Here is an 18,995-nt window from a genome sequence, read left to right as displayed (position 1 = left end):
ATGGCAACGCGCCATTTCGAACAGACAAACATCCCTGCTCGCGAAGGCGTCGTGTCGGATAAATAACAGTTGAATGACACCCGGCTTTCGCGAGCAGGCTCGCTCCCACATCAGAATTTAGGGTGGAACAAAAAATGGGAGCTCAACAGCTCCCACTTTTTAACGGATTCAGCGCGGTGGATAGTTGGCCAGAATCCGCCCGACAGTCTCGCGAATGGCATTGCTGCGATCTTCGGGATTCGGCCTGCTGGCGAGCATCTGCTCATCGCTGCCGCGCCACACCAGTTTGCCGTCCTTGCCGTCGAGCAGGTCGATCTGGATGGTCGCGACCTTGTAGGTGATGTTGCGCGTTTCGTTGTACATCGGCGCGCCCCAGTAGCCGTTCCACGGGCCACCCCAACCGCCACCGTAATTGGTCGTCACTTGCTGCTGACGATCCTCGACGATCAGGTAGGTCTGTACATTCAGGTCACCCTTGCCCCCCGCCGCCGCAGGACGCAAACCGCGCTGGTCGAGCTGATCAGCGACGGCCTGGCGGATGCGCTGTTCGGTCAGGTCGCTTTTGATTCGTGGATCATCGGGGCGATATTGCAGGGCGGGGTCTTTCCAGCTCCAGCTGCGATAGGCGGCAAAGTCGCGGCTGGCATCGAAGTCGTGGTTGACCTGGTTGGCGGCGCAGGCGCTGAGCAGCGTGGCCATGGCCAGTAGAGCGAGACGGCGGAACATGGTTTTTCTCCGATTGAAGACATGAACCTGCGGCAGCTTCCCGTTGGCAGAAAGCTAACTCGGAGGATACGCCGACATGGCCTTTTCCACAGCTTCGCGGATCGAATCGGTGCGATCGATTTCGCTGCCCTTGTTCGCGGTTTCGGCACTGGCACTCCAGACCGGTTGCCCGCTGCCGGCGTCGAACAGATTGACCTGCACCACCACGACCTGCTCCGAATACGTGCGCACGATCGGCACCGTGTTGTACATGCCATAACCGCGACCATATCGATCGTAGCCGCCGTATCCGCCGCCGTAGTAGCCGTAGTCGTCCTGGACCTGCCGCAAACGGGTTTCCAGCTGCAGATCGGCGCTGACCAACAGGTCGGCCGGGCGGTTGTCGTGCAACGGGCGCAAACCGCGCTGATCGAGGGCATTGCTCACCGCTTCGGCCACTTGCGCCGAGTCCGCCCACGCCGTACCCGGCGGCAACTGCCCGTTGAGCCAGGCCCAACTGCGATAGCGTCCGTAGTCACGCGGCGGCGCCGGGTAAGCGCTACGGTCGAAGGTGGTGGCGGCTTGCGCCGGCGCCGGCGCCGGCGGCAAGGGCCGCGACTGCGCCACGTACGGGTTGCTGCCCTGGCAGGCAGCCAACCCCAGACAGATCAGCAATAACCCGGATTGAGCTTTCATGTCGCGCTCCGATCAGATCGGCCGGCAGATCCAGTGCAAGTAGCGCCCAAGCCCGGCGAAGCTTGGGTGACGGCGGTGAGCGAGCTCCATCTCGAGCAAATCCGCGAGTTCGGCGCGGGCCTGGAATTCCACCGGCATGTAGTCGTGGAAAACCCGGATCCCGCTCTGGGTTTCGACCTGCCACAGGCCTTCGAGTTGCGTTGCCAATTCCCGTGGGTCGAGAGGCTGTTGCGGGGTCAGGCTCTGCTTTTCCCCAGCCATGCTGTTCTTGCGCATTTTCTTGAAATGGCCTTTGAGCAGGTTGCGGTAGATCAGCGCATCGCGGTTGTAGAACGCCAGCGACAACCAGCCGCCGGGCTTGGTGAGTTGGTGCAGCACCGGCAGGATCGCGTGGGGTTCGGCGAGCCATTCGAGCACGGCGTGGCAGATCACCAGATCGTACGGTTCAGTGAGTTGGCCGAGCAGTTCCTGCCACGGCGCCTGAATGAATGTTGCGGTTTGCCCGGCTTCAGCAAAACGCTGGCGCGCGCCGTCGAGCATCGGTGCGGCGGGCTCGGTGAAGGTTACGTCATGGCCGCGCTCGGCCAGCCACAGCGACATGTGGCCAAGACCACCACCGATGTCGAGAACGCGCAACGGACGATCCGGCAGTGCCTCGATTAGGTCGGCCTGCAACACCGCGAGGCGAATCGCGCCTTTGGCACCGCCATAGATTTTTTCGGCGAACCGCGTCGCCAACTGATCGAAATGCCGGTCGCTCATCAGCTGAACCGCCGTTCGCTGTCGGCAAGCTTGGCGCGCACCACTTCATTCATGTCCAGGCCCAACTCGCTGCACAGCAGCAACAGGTACAACACGATATCGCCGACTTCCTGCCCGGCGTGGGCGAGTTTGTCGGCGGGCAACTGGCGCGACTGGTCTTCCGTCAGCCACTGGAAGATTTCCACCAGTTCAGACATTTCGACACTGGCTGCCATGGCGAGGTTTTTCGGGCTGTGAAATTGCCGCCAGTCATTACGGTCGCGAATGGCGTGCAGGCGTTCGGTCAGTTCAACAAGGTTCATCGGGTTCTCCTGAAGGCGTATAGCTTCGGGGGGATACCCACCAAAGGCAAGCGGCGCAGGTGATCTAATGTGGGAGCGAGCCTGCTCGCGAAAGCGCTGTGTCATTCAACCCATCAGTTAACTGATCCACCGTATTCGCGAGCAGGCTCGCTCCCACACAGAATGGGTGCAAACCTTCTATCATGCAGGGAACTCGGCCACCCGCGTTGTGGCCCAAGGCTCAGCTCTTTCATCAGGATGCACACATGCAGGTAGAAAGCTTTTTCGAATGGCTCGGGCAGGCGCTCGGTTCAGTCATCCGCTTTATCGTCGATGGCCTCAGTGGTTTGTTCAACATTCTGAGCAATGCCGGTGGCAACTTTGTCGACGGCCTGGCCAAAACCCTGGGCATGGACACCTCGATTATCAGCATCATCGCCCTGATCGTCGGGCTGATGCTGTTGTGGTCGGCGATTCGGGCGTTCATGAATGCGTCGATCATTGCCGGGATCATCTGGTTGTTGCTGGGGTTGTGGCTGCTTAGCTGGATTATTCATTAACCGCTTGAAGAGCCCCTCATCGGAACGCCGCCCGCCTAACCCTCTCCCGGAGGGAGAGGGCTAGGGTGAGGGGCTCTTCAAGAGCTACACCGACTTGAGCGAGCTTCAGCGAATCCATAATCGGCACATTCTCTCAGGTCGATGGATGACGCCAGACACCTCGGTCGGCCCCCTCTCCCTCTGGGAGAGGGCTGGGGTGAGGGGGTTGTTTCTGTCAGACACAGCAAATCCTCCATGAATCGTTACAATCCCCGCTCCCCCAAGGAGCCCGCATGTCTACTCTGATCGCCGACTGGCGCGACCGCCCGACGCACCGCAAGGTCTGGGCACTCGCCGCGCCCATGATTCTGTCGAATATTTCCGTACCGTTGGTGGCGCTGGTCGACAGCACCGTTATCGGCCACTTGCCCCACGCCCATCAATTAGGCGCGGTGGCGGTCGGTGCCAGCCTGTACACCTTTCTCGCCTGGGCTATGGGCTTTCTGCGCATGGGCACCACCGGGTTTGCCGCGCAAGCCGCCGGGCGCAGCGACGGTGCGGCGTTGCGGCAGATTCTGTTGCAGGGCTTGCTGCTGGCGATGGGACTGGCACTGGTGCTTGGCACTTTGGGTGTGCCGCTGAGTGGTGTTGCGTTGCACTTCATGCAACCGTCAGCGGAGCTGGATCAACTCACCCGGGACTTTTTCCATACACGCCTGTTCGGCCTGCCAGCGGCGCTGGCCAGTTATGCGCTGGTCGGCTGGTTCCTCGGCACACAGAACGCCCGGGCGCCGCTGGCGATTCTGCTGACCACCAACCTGATCAACATCGTCCTCAATCTGTGGTTCGTCATCGGCCTGGACTGGGGCGTGGTCGGTTCGGCGCGCGCCTCGGTGATCGCCGAATGGAGCGGCGCCCTGCTCGGCCTGCTGCTGACCCGCAAGGCGCTGCGCGCGTACCCGGGGCACATTGTCTGGGCAGCGCTGAGCATCTGGCAGAGCTGGCGTCCGTTGCTGGCGGTCAACCGCGATATCTTCATCCGCAGCCTGGCGCTGCAATCGGTGTTTTTCCTGATCACCGTACAAGGCGCGCGACTGGGTGATTCGACGGTGGCCGCCAACGCGCTGCTGCTCAATGGCTTGCTGCTGACGGCGCATGCGCTGGATGGTCTGGCCCACGCCGTCGAAGCCTTGTGCGGACACGCCATCGGCGCCCGTGATCGTCTGGCCCTGCGTCGCTCGCTGGTGGTGGCAGGCGGCTGGTCACTGATCGCCAGCCTCGGCTTCGCCATGCTGTTCCTGCTGGCCGGGCACTTGTTCATCGAGATGCAGACTGACATCCAGAGCGTGCGCGACACCGCGTTCGTCTACCTGCCCTACCTCGCCGTGCTGCCGCTGATTGCAGTCTGGAGCTACCTGCTCGACGGTTTGTTCATCGGCGCCACCCGCGCGCGGGAAATGCGCAACGGCATGCTGATCACCGTGGTGCTGTTATTGCCGTTCGCCTGGGCGCTGCAAGGTCTGGGCAATCACGGGCTGTGGATATCTTTTCTGCTGTTCATGGTGTTGCGCAGCCTGACCCTCGGTGCGCAAGCCTGGTGGCTCAAGCGCAACGATGGCTGGTTCAGTGGCGGCGTTCACTGACTCGGCGTGTGGGCGATAAACCCGACCACCTGATCAAGCACCGGCGCCAGACGCCGCAACGGCCGCGACAGGGTCGCCACCAAGGTTATGTGGCTGGGCCGCGAGTAATACAAATCCTGCGCCGGCACACCGGCCTCGCGCAGCTTGCTCGCAAGGCCACCGGTGTTGCGCGTCGGGTTGACCAGATCATCCCGGCTTGCCGCAATCAACAGCGCAGGCGGTGCGCCGCGACTGACATGGTTGATCGGCTGCGACTGCGGCGGTGAATCCGGCCAGAAGAACACCGGGCGCACCTCGGGATTCTTGATCGGCAGAAAATCATACGGCCCGGCCAGACCGATCCAGCCTTGTACATCCCTGGGCGACATGCCCACCGCCGCGAGCCATTCGCTGTCCAGCGCGAGCATCGCCGCGTTGTACCCGCCCGAGCTGTGGCCCATCAGATACAAGCGCTGCGGGTTGCCGGAAAACTCGTGGATATGCGCTTTGGTCCATGCCACCGCACGCGCCCCGTCTTGCAGGAACAGCGGATAGCGCACCTGTGGATACAAACGGTAATCCGCCACCACGGCAACAATCCCTCGGGACGCCAGCGCTTCGCCGACAAAGCGGTAGTCGACGCGCGAACCGCTGTTCCAGCTGCCGCCATAGAAAAACACCACCACCGGCGCGCCGGGCATCGGCTGATGCGGCACATACACGTCGAGCTTCTGCCGCGGATCGTCGCCATAGGCGATGCCCACGGTTTTGGCGTATGTGCTGTCCGGAGTCAACGCATTGAGCAACTGCACCGGCGAACAACCGCCCAGCACCAGCAGCAACACGATCCCCAACCCTTGCCGGAATAAACCTGCCATACGCGCCGAACCTCGCCTCAGGACTGATCGCTGCGCCACTGGCGCCGCACATGGTCAAGCCGCTGCTGTTGGGTCAGCCCCACCGGCGGTGGCACCAGCACGGCTCGCGGATGCAGCAAGCGTAGCCATAACCAGCCATCGAGCACGGTGCGGTCACTGAATCCCAGCGTCAGGCCTTGATGCACATGGGAGGCCATCGTCGCGTAATCGGTTCCCAGCGATTGGCACCAGCGCCAGATATGCTGCTCCAGCAAGCAGGTTTGCAGGCGTTCGCGCTGGCGCCGGGTCAGGCTTTCTTCGATGCTCAGCGGCTCGACGGCTAGCCCCGGGTTGCGCAACTGCTGCCAGCCCAGACTGCCAATGGCCCGGTCGGCCCAAGTGCCACCGAACCAGCGCAGCTGACGAATCGGCCCGAGCCAGCGGCTCAGCTCAGCGGCATCGCAGGCATCGAAAAAATAGCTCGCGGTCTGCCGGTTGTAATAGCTGAGCAAAGCCCGGTGGTTCAATCCAAACGACACCGTGAGCATGCGCTGCAAGTGACTCAGCAGTTGTTGCGCCGCAACCTCACTGCTCAGCAACAGCCCGCGCCAGGTGTTCGGGTCGCTGTGACACAACGCGGCCAATGCCGGGCAGTCACGCAGTTCGATCAACACCGGGCCGTGCTCGCTGACCGGTTCGAACTCAGTGCCTTCGAACAGGCTGAAACACTGCACACCGGCAAAAGCCCGGTGCAGGGTCAGCAAGGCCTGCGGTGCATCCGGGCCATCGAGCAACAGCCACTGCGCCATGGGCTCAAGCGCCGCGCCATTCATGTTGCGCCGCTCTGTTCAAGCGCGGTGACCAGTCGGCAACTGCACACCGATTGAGCGCAATGGTTGAAACTGCCGCCGCCGGGGATCAGGCACAACAGCAGCAACGGTTCACCGCAAGTCAGCAGTTGCTGCAAGCCGTCACTCACCAGGCTGTCGGGCAGAGGCAACGGCAGGTCATCATCGGTGTCGGCAACGGCGGATGGCGGCTGCAGCACGCCGCTGATCATCGGCTGATCCGGATCCCCCTCGAAGAAACTCACCACCACCTCGACACCCTCGCTCAGCGCCGCCATGGACACCTGCGTCAGGGACGGCGCAAGCGGTAGCCAACAATGACTCGGAGCGGCCCCTTCGCCCTGGTAGAGCCAGTCGAATTGCACCGCCACCGGGCGCATCCGGTCAGGCTGCGGCTCATCGACCGCCACCACCCAGGCCCGTTGCAGGCTGTGCATGCGCAGGCGCGATGGCGCTGTAGCCGATGTGTACGGCACTTGCACCGTACCGAACAGGCGGTTCACGTAGGGAGGTTCACGGGATGGATCGGCGCGATGTTCAATGCGTGTGAGCAACCACGGCCGATTGCATTCAGCGAAGGGATGACCGGCCAACCGCAGCCAGTGACCGCTGCGCAACGCTGGCAGTTCACTCTGGCCTTCAGCCCGTTGCACACCCGATAAACTGCTCCCAATTGCACTTTGCAATTGGCATTGCCGCAACGCGGGTGACATATCTTGCCCGTCGTCCCCGCGCGGATACTGCGCGGTACCGGCCACGGGTAACTGCGCCGGATCATCGGCGAACACCAGGCAATGCCGGTCGCGATCGTGTTCAAAGTAGTAGTGAATCCGCGCCTGCGCACACAAGCGCTGGAGCAGTTGCAAATCGGACTCGCGGTACTGCGTGCAGAACGTCCGGGCCGGGTAGCCGCCGGACAGATCGAAGCGGCGCTGGGCACCAACAATCCCGTGCTCCCTGAGCACTTGTTCGATGATCTGCGGCACCGAACGGCCACTGAAGATGCGCTGGCTGAAGCGCAGCGCGAGGCAACCGAGTTTCGGCCCCAGACGGATCCGGCTCAATCTCGAACCCTCTGCGTGTTCATGCTGGACAAGGCTCTGCAATTGCCCGTGCACGCCCTCCCCCGACGGCCCGAAACAGAGGAACGCCGAACGGTATAGCAGGCCGGCGAGATCCAGGTGCGGATCGTCGATCAACACATCGATCTCGAACGCAAAGGATTCGCTGAGGGCTTCGCTACCGGTAAAGGCCAGGACTTCGAAAGGGTCGGACAGGCCCGCTACATCGAGACGAAAGGACGACTCGTTGACTGGTTCGAACATGGGCGGATCTCTACAGGAGGGGCGGTCGGGGATTCTCGCCGAGAGCCATGGCCGAGTAGAGAGCTGAAGTACAACTTAGGAAATGACCTACGCGAAAAGCAGACCGGATGACTTTGCTGGCCGGGAATGCCATGGATTTCGCGAAGATTTTGGGAGATATCCCACCGGATCATCCGAATTTTCCGCCACGCTCAGGAAAAATTCAGACAACCCGGCAAGATCGCCACCTGGCCTCAGGAAGACAGGTAGGAGGAGCGGGTCAGGCCCAGACGCAAGGCATCGAGAAATTGCGTGCGCTCGCTGGCACTGATGCGGGCACTGGCGCACTTGTCGCGGTAGTGAGTCATCAGTTCTTCCGGCGACAAGTGCACGTAACGCAGCATGTCTTCGATGGTGTCGTGGGTTTCTATGCCGGCGTGGTACACGCTGCCATCGGCGTTCTGGTAGATGTTCACCGAGTCGGTGTCACCGAACAGGTTGTGCATGTCGCCGAGGATTTCCTGATAGGCGCCAACCAGGAACACGCCCAGCAGGTAGTCTTCGCCTTCATTCAAACCGTGTACCGGCAGGCTGGTTTCGATGCTCTGCTCGTCGACGTACTGATTGATCTTGCCGTCGGAGTCGCAGGTCAGGTCTTGCAGCACCGCGCGACGCAGCGGCTCTTCATCGAGACGGTGCAGCGGAATGATCGGCAGGACCTGATCGATTGCCCAGGTGTCCGGCAGGCTCTGGAATACCGAGAAGTTGCAGATGTACTTGTCGGCCAGCTTGTCGTTGAGTTCGTCGAGCACTTGGCGGTGCGAACGCTGACGGGCTTTCAGCGAGTTGTGCAGGCGACGGCACACGGCGAAGTAGCACTGCTCGGCCAGGGCTTTTTCCGCCAGGGTCAGTTTGCCGTCGGCGTACTGCGCAGCCACGTCGCTCATGTAGTGGGTGGCGCGCCAGTAGGTTTCGGTGACCATTTCGATGTCGGTCGGGCCGAGCAGGTCAACCAGCCACTGCACGGTTTCCGGCAGGTTTTCCTTGTTTTCGATCAGCGGGATTTCGTCGTTGTGCTTCTCGACGTCGGTTACCTGCACCACCAGCATGGCGTGGTGCGCGGTCAGCGAGCGGCCGCTTTCGGAGAAAATGTGCGGATGCGGCAGGCTCTGCGCGTCGCAGAATTCCTTGAGCATGCCAACCACGACACCGGCGTAATCGTCCATGTCGTAGTTGATCGAGCTGGCGTTACGCGAGTGCGTGCCGTCGTAGTCGACACCCAGACCGCCGCCGACGTCGATGTGATCGACCGGCAGACCGAGATTGCGCAGCTCGCCGTAGTAACGGATCGCTTCCTTGAAGCCGTGCTGGTAATCAGCGAGGTTGGCGATCTGCGAGCCCATGTGGAAGTGCAGCAGGCGAATGCCCTGATCCAGGCCTGCCGCGCGGAAACGCTCGACCACCGACAGCAGTTGTGCTGCCGACAGACCGAATTTGGATTTCTCGCCACCGGTGTCCGCCCACTTCGACGACGCCAGCGACGACAGACGCACGCGCAGGCCGACCTGTGGCTTGACCTTGAGCGAGGCGGCTTCTTCGATCACCAGACCGACTTCGGATTCTTTCTCGATGACGATGAAGACGTTGTGGCCGAGCTTCTGGCCCATCAGCGCCAGACGGATGAACTCGCGGTCCTTGTAACCGTTGCAGACGATGGTGCCGCCCTTCGGCGCCAGCGCCAGCACGGCCAGCAGCTCAGGCTTGGAGCCGGCTTCCAGACCGATGGAGACGTCCTGGGTGGCGATGATGTTCTCGATCACCGCTTCTTGCTGGTTGACCTTGATCGGGTACAGCGCGGTGTATTTGCTCTGGTACTCCAGGCGCTCGATGTTCGAATCGAAGGCACCGGTCAGTTGGCGAACACGGTCTTGCAGAATGTCGGGGAAGCGAACCAGCAACGGCAAGGACAAACCGCTTTTGCGCAGTTGGTCGACTTGTTCGAACAGGTCGATAGGCGAGCTGCTCGGACCGTTCGGACGAACTTCGACGCGACCGGCGTCATTGATCGCGAAATACCCGGCCCCCCAATGGCGAATCCCGTAAACACTGCGGCTGTCCGCAACTGTCCATTGGCTGCCATCGTCTTTGCGTGTGCGTCGTACGGACATCGAAGTCCCCTATAAAGAAGTCATAGTGCGTCGCCTGATCTCAGGCCGGCGCATTCTAAAGAATGAAAATGACGGTTTGTCAGCGCGGCGGTAGACCGCACTGACTGCGTGGAGTTTAGAAACCGGTCATGAACAGGCTCTGTGAAAACCATGGAGACGACGCCGGATCTGAAGTGTTTCAGCGCCGGATCAAGCCGCAGGTGGTTTTCACAGAGGCTGCTAGCCGCCGGACTTCTTCGCTTTGAAACCGTGCTTGATCAGCTCAGCCAAGAGTAGCTCGACATGATCGCCCTGGATTTCGATGATTCCGTCTTTCAACGCGCCGCCGGTGCCGCAACGTTTCTTCAACGTTGTCGCCAGCTCCTTGAGCGCGTCTTCGGCCAGTGGCACGCCGGTGATGGTAGTCACCGTTTTGCCGCCACGGCCCTTGCTCTCGCGTCGCACGCGGGCAATGCCGTCGCCAGCCGGGATCACGGTTTGTTTGCAGATACAGGCGTCCACCGGCTTACTGCATTCCGGGCAATGACGACCTGCGTCGGTGGAAAATACCAGGCCGCCCAGGGCGGCGAAGGATGCGGCTTTTTTGGCCACCGGCAATCCTCTCGGGAGGACAAAGACTGATCGCGACCTTGGGCAAGGTCATCGACCGCGAAGCCCCACTCAGGCAGGGGCAGCGCTACTGCACCGATAAAGCGCCAAATGCAGGAGCTGTCGAGTGAAACGAGGCTGCGATCTTTTGATTTCGACGCCAAAACAAAAAATCAAAAGATCGCAGCCTGCGGCAGCTCCTACAAAAAGCACTCGCGGTGCAGCTTGAAAAGGTCGCGCAGTGTAACGGCAAAAATCCCGATTGCTAAGTGCCAATCGGCGCCAATTTATGTGTTCTTTGCGACGTCGCTTTGCTGTGCCTTCAGATAGCGCTTCAATGCGGCCAGAGAGTCCGGGCAATAAGGCTTCTGCTGGATTTCCTGCAGCACCTGCTCGACCGGAATAAAGCGCGCTTCCAGCACCTCTTCCGGTTGCAGTTTCAATGGGCCGTCCCACACGGCAGAAAACGCCGAACACCACAGGCGATTGCCGGTGTCCTCAAAATAGAAATGGTCATGAGCCGTCAGCTCGACGCCGCTGACGCCCAATTCCTCTTCCAGTTCACGGGCCGCCGACTCGGCGTAGGTCTCGTCTGCCTGGACCATGCCGCCCGCCGCGACGTCCCAGTAGCCGGGATAAATCGCCTTGCTCAAGGTGCGCCGGTGCACGCACAGCTCACCGGCGGAATTGAACAACATGATGTAGGTGCCACGGCCAATCAGCCCGCGCTCGCGCAAATCGGCGCGGACGAGCGCGCCGAGCAGGTTGTCCTGCTCATCGACCCAGGCGATCTGTTCGGCATCCGAGGCGGCGCGATGGGCCGCCTCTTTGGCGTTCTGGCTCATGAATCAGCCCTGATTGAGCAGTTGACGCAAATCGATCACCGCGGCGTTGGCCCGGGAAATATAGTTGGCCATGACCAGCGAGTGGTTGGCCAGCACGCCGAAGCCGCTGCCGTTAAGAATCATAGGACTCCAGACCGGCTCCTGCGAGGCTTCCAGTTCACGGATGATCTGACGCACGCTGACCGTGGCGTTCTTCTTCGCCAGCACATCGGCGAAATCGACTTCAATGGCGCGCAGCAGGTGCGACAGCGCCCAGGCCTGACCGCGCGCTTCGTAGAACACGTTGTCGATCTGCATCCACGGGGTCTCGACGACTTCTTCGTCAACCTGCGGTACTTCGCCGATCGCCGGCACTTCGGTTTTCAGCGCGGTATTGAGTTTGACCCGGCCTACGCTGGCCGACAGGCGTTGCGACAGCGAACCGAGACGGGTGCCGACATCGCCCAGCCAGTTGTTCAGGTTGTCGGCGCGAGCATAGAACAGCGCGTTTTTCTGGGTTGGATCGGACAGGCGCGCCTGATAACGACTCAGCGAGTTGATGCCCTCCTGATATTCCGACTCACTCGACGGCAGGATCCAGCTCTTGTTGTCGAAGTTGAAACGCGGCTCGGCCTTGGCCAGATCGGCATCTTCCGCCGACTGCGACTGCGAACGGGCAAAGTCTTTACGCAGGGCACGGGTCAGGTCACGCACCTGCACCAGCACCCCATATTCCCAGCTTGGCGTGTTGTCCATCCACAGGCCCGGCGGGAAGCGGTCGTTGGAAATGTAGCCGCCCGGCTTGTTGAGCAAGGTGCCGGCAACGGTCTTCAGGGTTTCGACGGTGGTGTAGCCGATCACCATCTGCTTGCCTTCTTTCTCGGCCGCCACTTGCGCGTTTTGTGCGACCGGAAACAGCGCCGGCTCCTGGCTCCAGTACCAGCCAAGGCCAATGGTCACCAGCAGGTAGATACCGATCAGCGTGGCCAATGCACGGCTGAACAGTAATCCGCCAACATAGCTGCGGGTGGCCGACTTGGGTTCGGCGGCACGTTCAGGCGCGCTGCCCGCGCGGTTTTTCCAGTCCAGCATGGCGATATCCTTTCAATCACTTGGGTTCAACGGTTCGACCACAACCATACAACAACGTGCCGGGGCCGGGCACCCGCGCGTAAAGATAAGCCGCAATTCGTATGGGCGAATGACGCTTCGACGATGACTAAGGGAATCCCCGATGCCCATGCTTCAGCCCATCGGATTGAAAACCATCGCAAAGGTCATTCACTGCACGGATAAAAGCACGACTGCGCCGTCATCCTGATCACCCAGCTTAGTCAGGGAGTGCCCGGCCTACGGGGACTTGTCAGACACTCAGGTCAAAAACAAAACCGCCCGGTCAGAAACTGAATGGTGACGCACTGCAGATTATTGACGTACGACACTCGTGTAAGGGAAAAGAGGTGCTAGCATAGAGCCACCAGTCGATCTCAGCATGCAGCCTAACTAGTAGTCAGGATATGACCGAGCCAGAAGACCCCAGCCGTGAGCGTCTCAAGCACCACTTTGCCCAGCGGGTAATTCATCAGGCACGTCAGATTCTTGAGATATGGCAGCGCCTGCAACGCACTGAGTGGTCCAATGTCGATCTCGCCGAACTGAGCGAGGCCAACCTGCGCCTGCTGCGTTTTGCCGAGCGCTTCGAACAGCCCGAACACACGCAGCTTGCGCGCCATATCAGCCAATCGCTGGAAGCGGTGGACGCCAATCGCGGTCGCCTGAGCAGTGGCTTGATCACCGACCTCAATCGCTTGATGCAGCGCTTGTCACGCACCGGCCTGCGCCATGGCGATCAACTCGACCAGACTTTCCTGCCACCGCTGCGCAAACCGATCTATGTGATGCTGCAAGATCACGACCGCGCCGAACGCCTGGCCAAACAACTGGAATTCTTCGGTCTGAGCGCGCAGGCGCTGGACAGTGTGTCGGCGTTTCGCTCCTCGATGGTCGAGCGCCTGCCCGCGGCGATCGTCATGGACGTCGATTTCAGCGGCGCCGGCATCGGCCTGAAACTCGCCGCGGAGGCCCAGGTCGGTTTGGAAGAACCGCTGCCGCTGCTGTTCTTCAGCCTGCACGAAACCGACACGCCAACCCGTCTCGCCGCCGTGCGCGCCGGAGGCCAGGAGTTCCTCACCGGCACCCTCGAAGCGTCGAGCCTGCTGGAAAAGATAGAAGTCCTCACCTGCGTCGCCCAGTACGAACCTTATAAAGTGCTGATCATCGACGACTCGCGTGCGCAGGCCTTGCACACGGAGCGCCTGCTCAACAGCGCCGGCATCGTCACGCGGACCTTGATCGAACCGATTCAGGCGATGGCGGAACTGGCCGATTTCCAACCCGACCTGATCATCCTCGACATGTACATGCCAGCCTGCACTGGCACCGAACTGGCCAAAGTGATTCGCCACAACGATCGCTATGTCAGCGTGCCGATCATTTACCTGTCGGCCGAGGACGATCTGGACAAGCAACTCGACGCCATGAGCGAGGGCGGCGATGACTTCCTGACCAAACCGATCAAGCCGCGCCACCTGATCACCACCGTGCGCAACCGCGCCGCCCGCGCGCGCAATCTCAAAGCACGGATGGTCCGCGACAGCCTCACCGGTCTGTATAACCACACGCACATTCTGCAATTGCTCGAAGACTGCTCGTTCCGCGCGCGCCGCGAGAACAAGCCATTGAGCTTTGCCATGCTCGACATCGACCATTTCAAACGGGTCAACGACAGCCACGGCCACCCGATGGGCGACCGGGTGATCAAGAGCCTCGCGCTGTTTCTCAAGCAGCGTTTGCGCAAGACCGATTTCATTGGCCGATACGGCGGCGAAGAATTCGCCATCGTCATGCCAGACACCGATATAGAAGCCGCGCACAAAGTGCTCGACGAGATCCGCCAGCGCTTCGCTGAAATCCACTACCCGGCGCAGCCGCAGGATTTGTGGTGCACCTTCAGCGCTGGCGTGGTGGAAATGCACGACGACTGCGACAGTCTGATGATGGCCAGTCAGGCCGACGAAGCGCTGTACCGCGCCAAGGGCGCCGGACGCAATCGCGTGCAAACCGCGCGCGACTCAAAGCAAAGTGCCACTTTTTCATCGGATTCCACTGATTCGGTCATAACCCTGTAATAGAACCGCAATAAATTCAGGCGCTTACCATTTCTGCCGTTGGTAGCCGTCATGCGCCTGAAGTTGCTCACCAATCTCAATACCCTGCTGTTGGTCGCCGTGTGCCTCGCACTCGGCGCGACGCTGTGGTGGTCGCAAAAAGCCCTTGAGCGCCCGTACCTGTTGATGGAGCGCTATCTCGGCCTGTCGCAACAATTTCAGAACGAGGTGGCACGCAACGTCGAGGATTACCTCGCCAGCGGCGACGCCTTGCGCCTGAGCAGTGCCAGTCAGGCCATCGACAATTTGCAGAAAGAACTCGGCGAATTGCCGCCAGCGCTGGCCGACACCCTGCGCCCGAGCCTGTCGGGCCTTGATGAATTCAGCAAGACCGACCTGCTCGCTGCCGGCAAACTGGCGGGCGACCCGCAGGCCTTGCTGTTGCAGGCAGAGCGCGAACTGAGCGCCAGCCTCGATCAGCTCAGCACTTACGCCAACGGCAATGCGGCCTATCTGACGCCGTTGCTCGTCGCTTCGCAGCACTTGGGCAAGCTGTCACTGGCGCGGGACAAACTGGTCAGCAGCGGGCGCAGTGAACTGGCCGCCGATGTTGAGCGCGAAGTCACCAATATCCGCTCGCAAGCTCAAGTGATTGATGCCCTACCCTTGCTCGGCGTCGTCGCCAACAATGAATCGGGCAGTGACGATTTCGCCGCGCTGATGGGCATCGAGAGCAGCGAAAAAGCCGTTGCCGAAGACGCCGGTGTCGGGCTCAAACGTGAGCTCAACAGCTTGCTCGGACGCTATCCGGCGGAGCTCGCACGCACACGGGATCAGATTCAGAAACGCACCGACCTCAGCACCGCCACCCACCAGAAAATCGCCGCCGTGCAGCAGGCCATCGCCGGACTTGAGCCGGTCGTGCGCGCGCAGCACGGGCAGATCCAAGGCGAAGTGCGGCTGATGCAAGGCGTGATGATCGGCTTGATTCTGCTGATTGCGTTGCTCATCGACACCTTGCAGCGGCGGCTGGCCCGCACGCTGACCAATCTCGCTCCGGCGCTGTCGAACTGGGCCGAAGGCGATTTCAGCCGCGACATTCATTTGGGCAAAACCAACCGTGAACTGCACGACATCGAGGCCTCGCTCAATCGCTTGCGTGCCTACCTGGTGGATTTGGTCGGGACAATTCGCGGCAATGCCGAACAAGTCGCAGGCAGCAGTCGCACACTCGCCGAACTAAGCAACGACTTGCACAACGGCGCCGAACATCAGGCCGGTGACACCGCGCTGATCCGCGATTCACTCGGCGAGTTGGAGGCGACGATTCAGCAGGTCGCTGGCGATGCACAGCAGGCAGCGGATGCCAGTCGTCACGCCGGATTGGCGGTCGAGCACGGCCAGACCGTGATTGGCCAAAGCCTCACCGGCCTGCACGCGCTGGTCGGTGAGGTTCAGGGCAACGCGCAAATGATCGAGCATCTGGCCGAGGAGTCAGCGACCATTGGTGGCGTATTGACGGTGATTCGCTCGATTGCCGATCAAACCAACCTGCTGGCGCTTAACGCGGCGATCGAAGCGGCGCGTGCCGGGGAAATGGGTCGAGGATTTGCCGTGGTGGCTGAAGAAGTGCGCTCGCTGGCACAACGTACAGCCGGCGCAACTGCCGAGATTCAAACCCTGATCGCCGGCCTGCAAACCGCTGCTCGTCAATCGGTTGAAGGCATGCGCGCGCAGGTCGAGCACGCCGAAGCCACGGCCAATCAGGCGCAAGCGGCGGATGGTGCGCTGGATAAAATCGTCGGCGCGATCCAGACCATTTCCGACACGGCGATCCGCATTGCCGACGTCACGGCGCAGCAGAGCGGCGCGGTCAGCGAGATTCGCGATCACAGTGAGCGGATTCATCAGTTGGGTGGGGATAATCTGGTGCGGATCGGCCGCGGGCGCGAACAGGGAGAGAATTTGCTGGTGTTGGGCGGGCAACTGCATACGGCCGTTCAGGCATTTCGCGTCTGATGAACCGCCTTCGCGAGCAGGCTCGCTCCCACATTGGAATATGTACCCCTGTGGGAGCGAGCCTGCTCGCGAAGGCGTCAGCACAATCACTACAAGTGACCGGATCAAACCACTTGGTCACATATTTCGCGCAAACATCGGCCATCGTGCTGGCTATTGCATAGAACTGGACAGTCACAAAGTCTTTGCGGCATAGTCGCCGGGTTCTGACGATTGCTCATTCATAACAAGGACTACGCAGATGGCGACCCTCCTGGTGCTGCACGGCCCCAACCTGAACCTGCTCGGCACCCGCGAACCCGGCACTTACGGTTCAACGACCCTGGCGCAGATCAATCAGGATCTGGAGCGCCGCGCCCGTGAAGCCGGCCATCATCTGCTGTATCTGCAAAGCAATGCCGAGTACGAATTGATCGACCGCATCCACGCCGCGCGTGGCGAAGGGGTCGATTTCATTCTGATCAATCCAGCAGCTTTTACGCACACAAGTGTCGCATTACGTGACGCGTTGCTGGGAGTGAGCATCCCATTCATCGAAGTGCATTTGTCCAACGTGCACAAACGCGAACCTTTCCGCCATCACTCTTACTTCTCCGACGTAGCGGTGGGAGTGATCTGCGGCCTTGGCGCCAGCGGTTACCGACTGGCCCTGGAGGCTGCGCTAGAACAGCTTGAAACACAGGCAACGGCTTGAACTACAAGCGTTAAACGCCCCTGACCGACCCTTGGGAGTTGATGATTCATGGATATCCGTAAAGTTAAGAAACTGATCGAATTGCTGGAAGAGTCCGGCATCGACGAGCTCGAGATCAAGGAAGGCGAAGAGTCCGTACGCATCAGCCGTCACAGCAAGACCCCGGCTCAGCAGTACTACGCGCCGGCTCCGATGCACGCTCCGGCTGCCGCACCTGCCGCCGCCGCTGCTCCGGTTGCTGCCGCAGCCCCGGCTGCCGCTGCTGCACCAGCGCTGAACGGCACTGTTGCCCGTTCGCCGATGGTCGGCACCTTCTATCGCAAATCTTCGCCAACCTCGCCGTCCTTCGTTGAAGTCGGCCAGACCGTGAAGAAAGGCGACACTCTGTGCATCGTCGAAGCCATGAAGATGATGAACCACATCGAAGCTGAAACCAGCGGTGTGATCGAGTCCATCCTCGTCGAAGACGGCCAGCCGGTTGAGTACGACCAACCGCTGTTCACCATCGTTTGAACTGCGGAGAGCCTTTGATGACTGCGAAGTTGGAAAAAGTTCTGATCGCTAACCGCGGTGAGATCGCCCTGCGGATTCTGCGTGCCTGCAAAGAGATGGGCATCAAGACCGTCGCCGTTTACTCCAAGGCCGACAAAGAGCTGATGCACTTGGGTCTGGCAGACGAATCCGTCTGCATCGGCCCGGCTTCTGCCGCTCAGTCCTACCTGCACATCCCGGCCATCATCGCTGCCGCTGAAGTGACTGGCGCTACCGCCATTCACCCAGGCTACGGTTTCCTCGCGGAAAACGCCGATTTTGCCGAGCAGGTCGAGAACTCCGGCTTCGCGTTCATCGGCCCGAAAGCCGACACCATTCGCCTGATGGGTGACAAGGTCTCGGCCAAGCACGCGATGATCGAAGCAGGCGTGCCAACCGTTCCAGGTTCCGACGGCCCGCTGCCGGAAGACGAAGAAACGGCATTGCGCATCGGTCGTGAAGTCGGCTACCCGGTGATCATCAAAGCCGCTGGCGGCGGTGGTGGTCGCGGCATGCGCGTGGTGCACAAGGAAGAAGACCTGATCGCCTCGGCGAAACTGACCCGCTCCGAAGCAGGCGCGGCGTTCGGCAACCCGATGGTCTATCTGGAAAAATTCCTGACCAATCCGCGTCACGTCGAAGTGCAGGTTCTGTCCGACGGCCAGGGCCACGCCATCCATCTGGGCGACCGCGATTGCTCGCTGCAACGCCGCCACCAGAAGGTTCTCGAAGAAGCGCCGGCACCGGGCATCGACGAGAAGGCTCGCGAAGAAGTGTTGGCTCGTTGCGTCAAGGCGTGCATCGACATCGGTTACCGTGGCGCCGGCACCTTCGAGTTCCTCTACGAAAACGGTCGCTTCTACTTCATCGAAATGAACACCCGTGTTCAGGTGGAGCACCCGGTTTCGGAAATGGTTACCGGTATCGACATCGTCAAGGAGATGCTCAGCATCGCCGCTGGCAACAAGCTGTCGTTCACTCAGGATGACGTGGTTATTCGTGGCCACTCGCTGGAATGCCGGATCAACGCTGAAGACCCGAAAACCTTCATGCCGAGCCCGGGCACGGTCAAGCATTTCCACGCACCAGGCGGCAACGGCGTTCGCGTCGATTCGCACCTGTACAGCGGTTATGCGGTTCCACCGAACTACGACTCGCTGATCGGCAAGCTGATCACTTACGGCGCGACCCGCGACGAAGCCATGGCCCGCATGCGCAATGCCCTGGACGAAATCGTGGTTGACGGGATCAAGACCAACATCCCGCTGCACCGTGACCTGGTTCGTGACGAAGGCTTCTGCAAAGGTGGCGTGAACATTCACTACCTCGAGCACAAGCTGGCCAAGCAGTCGTAAGACTGACCTGGCGTGGAAAAACCCGATCCCTGTGG

18 protein-coding genes are annotated in these 18,995 nt (G+C 60.9%); 7 read left to right on the top strand and 11 right to left on the bottom strand.

From position 1 onward, the window contains the following. Positions 1 to 168: 168 nt before the first annotated feature. From BMY54_RS05520 to BMY54_RS05505, 4 genes are read right to left on the bottom strand one after another with little or no spacing between them, the layout of a single operon-like run. Positions 169 to 726: a DUF4136 domain-containing protein gene (locus BMY54_RS05520; protein WP_093430260.1), complete on the bottom strand. Its 558-nt coding sequence runs from the start codon at positions 724 to 726 to the stop codon at positions 169 to 171. 54 nt (positions 727 to 780) lie between these two features. Beyond that, positions 781 to 1,401: a DUF4136 domain-containing protein gene (locus BMY54_RS05515; RefSeq protein WP_093430259.1), complete on the bottom strand. Its 621-nt coding sequence runs from the start codon at positions 1,399 to 1,401 to the stop codon at positions 781 to 783. Positions 1,402 to 1,413: 12 nt separating this feature from the next. Continuing rightward, positions 1,414 to 2,163 carry a methyltransferase gene (locus BMY54_RS05510; RefSeq protein ID WP_093430258.1) on the bottom strand — a complete coding sequence of 250 codons (750 nt, stop codon included), beginning with the start codon at positions 2,161 to 2,163 and terminating at the stop codon, positions 1,414 to 1,416. Then, positions 2,163 to 2,465, bottom strand: coding sequence for a MazG-like family protein (locus BMY54_RS05505; RefSeq protein ID WP_007914625.1), 303 nt, complete (start codon positions 2,463 to 2,465; stop codon positions 2,163 to 2,165). The genes BMY54_RS05510 and BMY54_RS05505 overlap by 1 nt, the downstream gene beginning before the upstream one ends. A 245-nt stretch (positions 2,466 to 2,710) precedes the next feature. On the opposite strand from BMY54_RS05505, the gene BMY54_RS05500 reads away from it, so the two are divergent. Continuing rightward, positions 2,711 to 3,004, top strand: coding sequence for a hypothetical protein (locus tag BMY54_RS05500; RefSeq protein WP_007914623.1), 294 nt, complete (start codon positions 2,711 to 2,713; stop codon positions 3,002 to 3,004). 272 nt (positions 3,005 to 3,276) lie between these two features. Further along, complete coding sequence (locus BMY54_RS05495; protein WP_093430257.1) at positions 3,277 to 4,626, top strand: MATE family efflux transporter; 1,350 nt, start codon at positions 3,277 to 3,279, stop codon at positions 4,624 to 4,626. On the opposite strand, the gene BMY54_RS05490 is transcribed toward BMY54_RS05495, so the two are convergent. From BMY54_RS05490 to BMY54_RS05460, 7 genes are all read right to left on the bottom strand, one after another. Then, the gene (locus BMY54_RS05490) at positions 4,620 to 5,483 is read right to left on the bottom strand and encodes an alpha/beta hydrolase (protein WP_093430256.1); all 864 of its coding nucleotides are present in this window, start codon (positions 5,481 to 5,483) and stop codon (positions 4,620 to 4,622) included. The genes BMY54_RS05495 and BMY54_RS05490 overlap by 7 nt on opposite strands. Before the next feature lie 17 nt (positions 5,484 to 5,500). Beyond that, positions 5,501 to 6,295 (bottom strand): DUF4123 domain-containing protein, encoded by a 795-nt coding sequence (locus tag BMY54_RS05485; RefSeq protein ID WP_093430255.1) that lies wholly within the window; start codon positions 6,293 to 6,295, stop codon positions 5,501 to 5,503. Beyond that, positions 6,292 to 7,635, bottom strand: coding sequence for a type VI secretion system Vgr family protein (locus BMY54_RS05480; RefSeq protein ID WP_093430254.1), 1,344 nt, complete (start codon positions 7,633 to 7,635; stop codon positions 6,292 to 6,294). The genes BMY54_RS05485 and BMY54_RS05480 overlap by 4 nt, the downstream gene beginning before the upstream one ends. A 233-nt stretch (positions 7,636 to 7,868) precedes the next feature. Beyond that, positions 7,869 to 9,782 (bottom strand): arginine decarboxylase, encoded by a 1,914-nt coding sequence (speA, locus tag BMY54_RS05475; protein ID WP_093430253.1) that lies wholly within the window; start codon positions 9,780 to 9,782, stop codon positions 7,869 to 7,871. 219 nt (positions 9,783 to 10,001) lie between these two features. Then, the gene (locus tag BMY54_RS05470; protein ID WP_007914613.1) at positions 10,002 to 10,373 is read right to left on the bottom strand and encodes a translation initiation factor Sui1; all 372 of its coding nucleotides are present in this window, start codon (positions 10,371 to 10,373) and stop codon (positions 10,002 to 10,004) included. A 284-nt stretch (positions 10,374 to 10,657) separates the two neighbouring features. Further along, a complete protein-coding gene (locus BMY54_RS05465; RefSeq protein ID WP_093430252.1) occupies positions 10,658 to 11,215 on the bottom strand; it encodes an NUDIX hydrolase in 558 nt (185 codons plus the stop codon). Positions 11,216 to 11,218: 3 nt separating this feature from the next. Next, positions 11,219 to 12,286, bottom strand: a complete 1,068-nt coding sequence (locus BMY54_RS05460) for a DUF2333 family protein (protein WP_016984927.1) — start codon at positions 12,284 to 12,286, stop codon at positions 11,219 to 11,221. A gap of 425 nt (positions 12,287 to 12,711) precedes the next feature. On the opposite strand from BMY54_RS05460, the gene gcbA reads away from it, so the two are divergent. The 5 genes from gcbA to accC all read left to right on the top strand — a co-directional run bounded on the left by gcbA (position 12,712) and on the right by accC (position 18,960). Beyond that, positions 12,712 to 14,382: a diguanylate cyclase GcbA gene (gene gcbA, locus BMY54_RS05455; RefSeq protein WP_093430251.1), complete on the top strand. Its 1,671-nt coding sequence runs from the start codon at positions 12,712 to 12,714 to the stop codon at positions 14,380 to 14,382. A 51-nt stretch (positions 14,383 to 14,433) separates the two neighbouring features. After that, positions 14,434 to 16,380 (top strand): methyl-accepting chemotaxis protein, encoded by a 1,947-nt coding sequence (locus tag BMY54_RS05450; protein ID WP_093430250.1) that lies wholly within the window; start codon positions 14,434 to 14,436, stop codon positions 16,378 to 16,380. A gap of 241 nt (positions 16,381 to 16,621) precedes the next feature. Continuing rightward, positions 16,622 to 17,074, top strand: coding sequence for a type II 3-dehydroquinate dehydratase (gene aroQ, locus BMY54_RS05445; RefSeq protein ID WP_093430249.1), 453 nt, complete (start codon positions 16,622 to 16,624; stop codon positions 17,072 to 17,074). A 48-nt stretch (positions 17,075 to 17,122) separates the two neighbouring features. Further along, positions 17,123 to 17,587: an acetyl-CoA carboxylase biotin carboxyl carrier protein gene (accB, locus tag BMY54_RS05440; RefSeq protein WP_093430248.1), complete on the top strand. Its 465-nt coding sequence runs from the start codon at positions 17,123 to 17,125 to the stop codon at positions 17,585 to 17,587. Positions 17,588 to 17,604: 17 nt separating this feature from the next. After that, complete coding sequence (gene accC / locus BMY54_RS05435) at positions 17,605 to 18,960, top strand: acetyl-CoA carboxylase biotin carboxylase subunit (protein WP_093430247.1); 1,356 nt, start codon at positions 17,605 to 17,607, stop codon at positions 18,958 to 18,960. The last annotated feature ends 35 nt before the right edge of the window (positions 18,961 to 18,995 follow it).

The sequence above is a fragment of the Pseudomonas sp. ok266 genome, assembly GCF_900110195.1.
Taxonomy (GTDB): Bacteria; Pseudomonadota; Gammaproteobacteria; order Pseudomonadales; family Pseudomonadaceae; genus Aquipseudomonas; species Aquipseudomonas neuropathica.
This window is presented reverse-complemented; position numbering and strand designations above follow the sequence as displayed.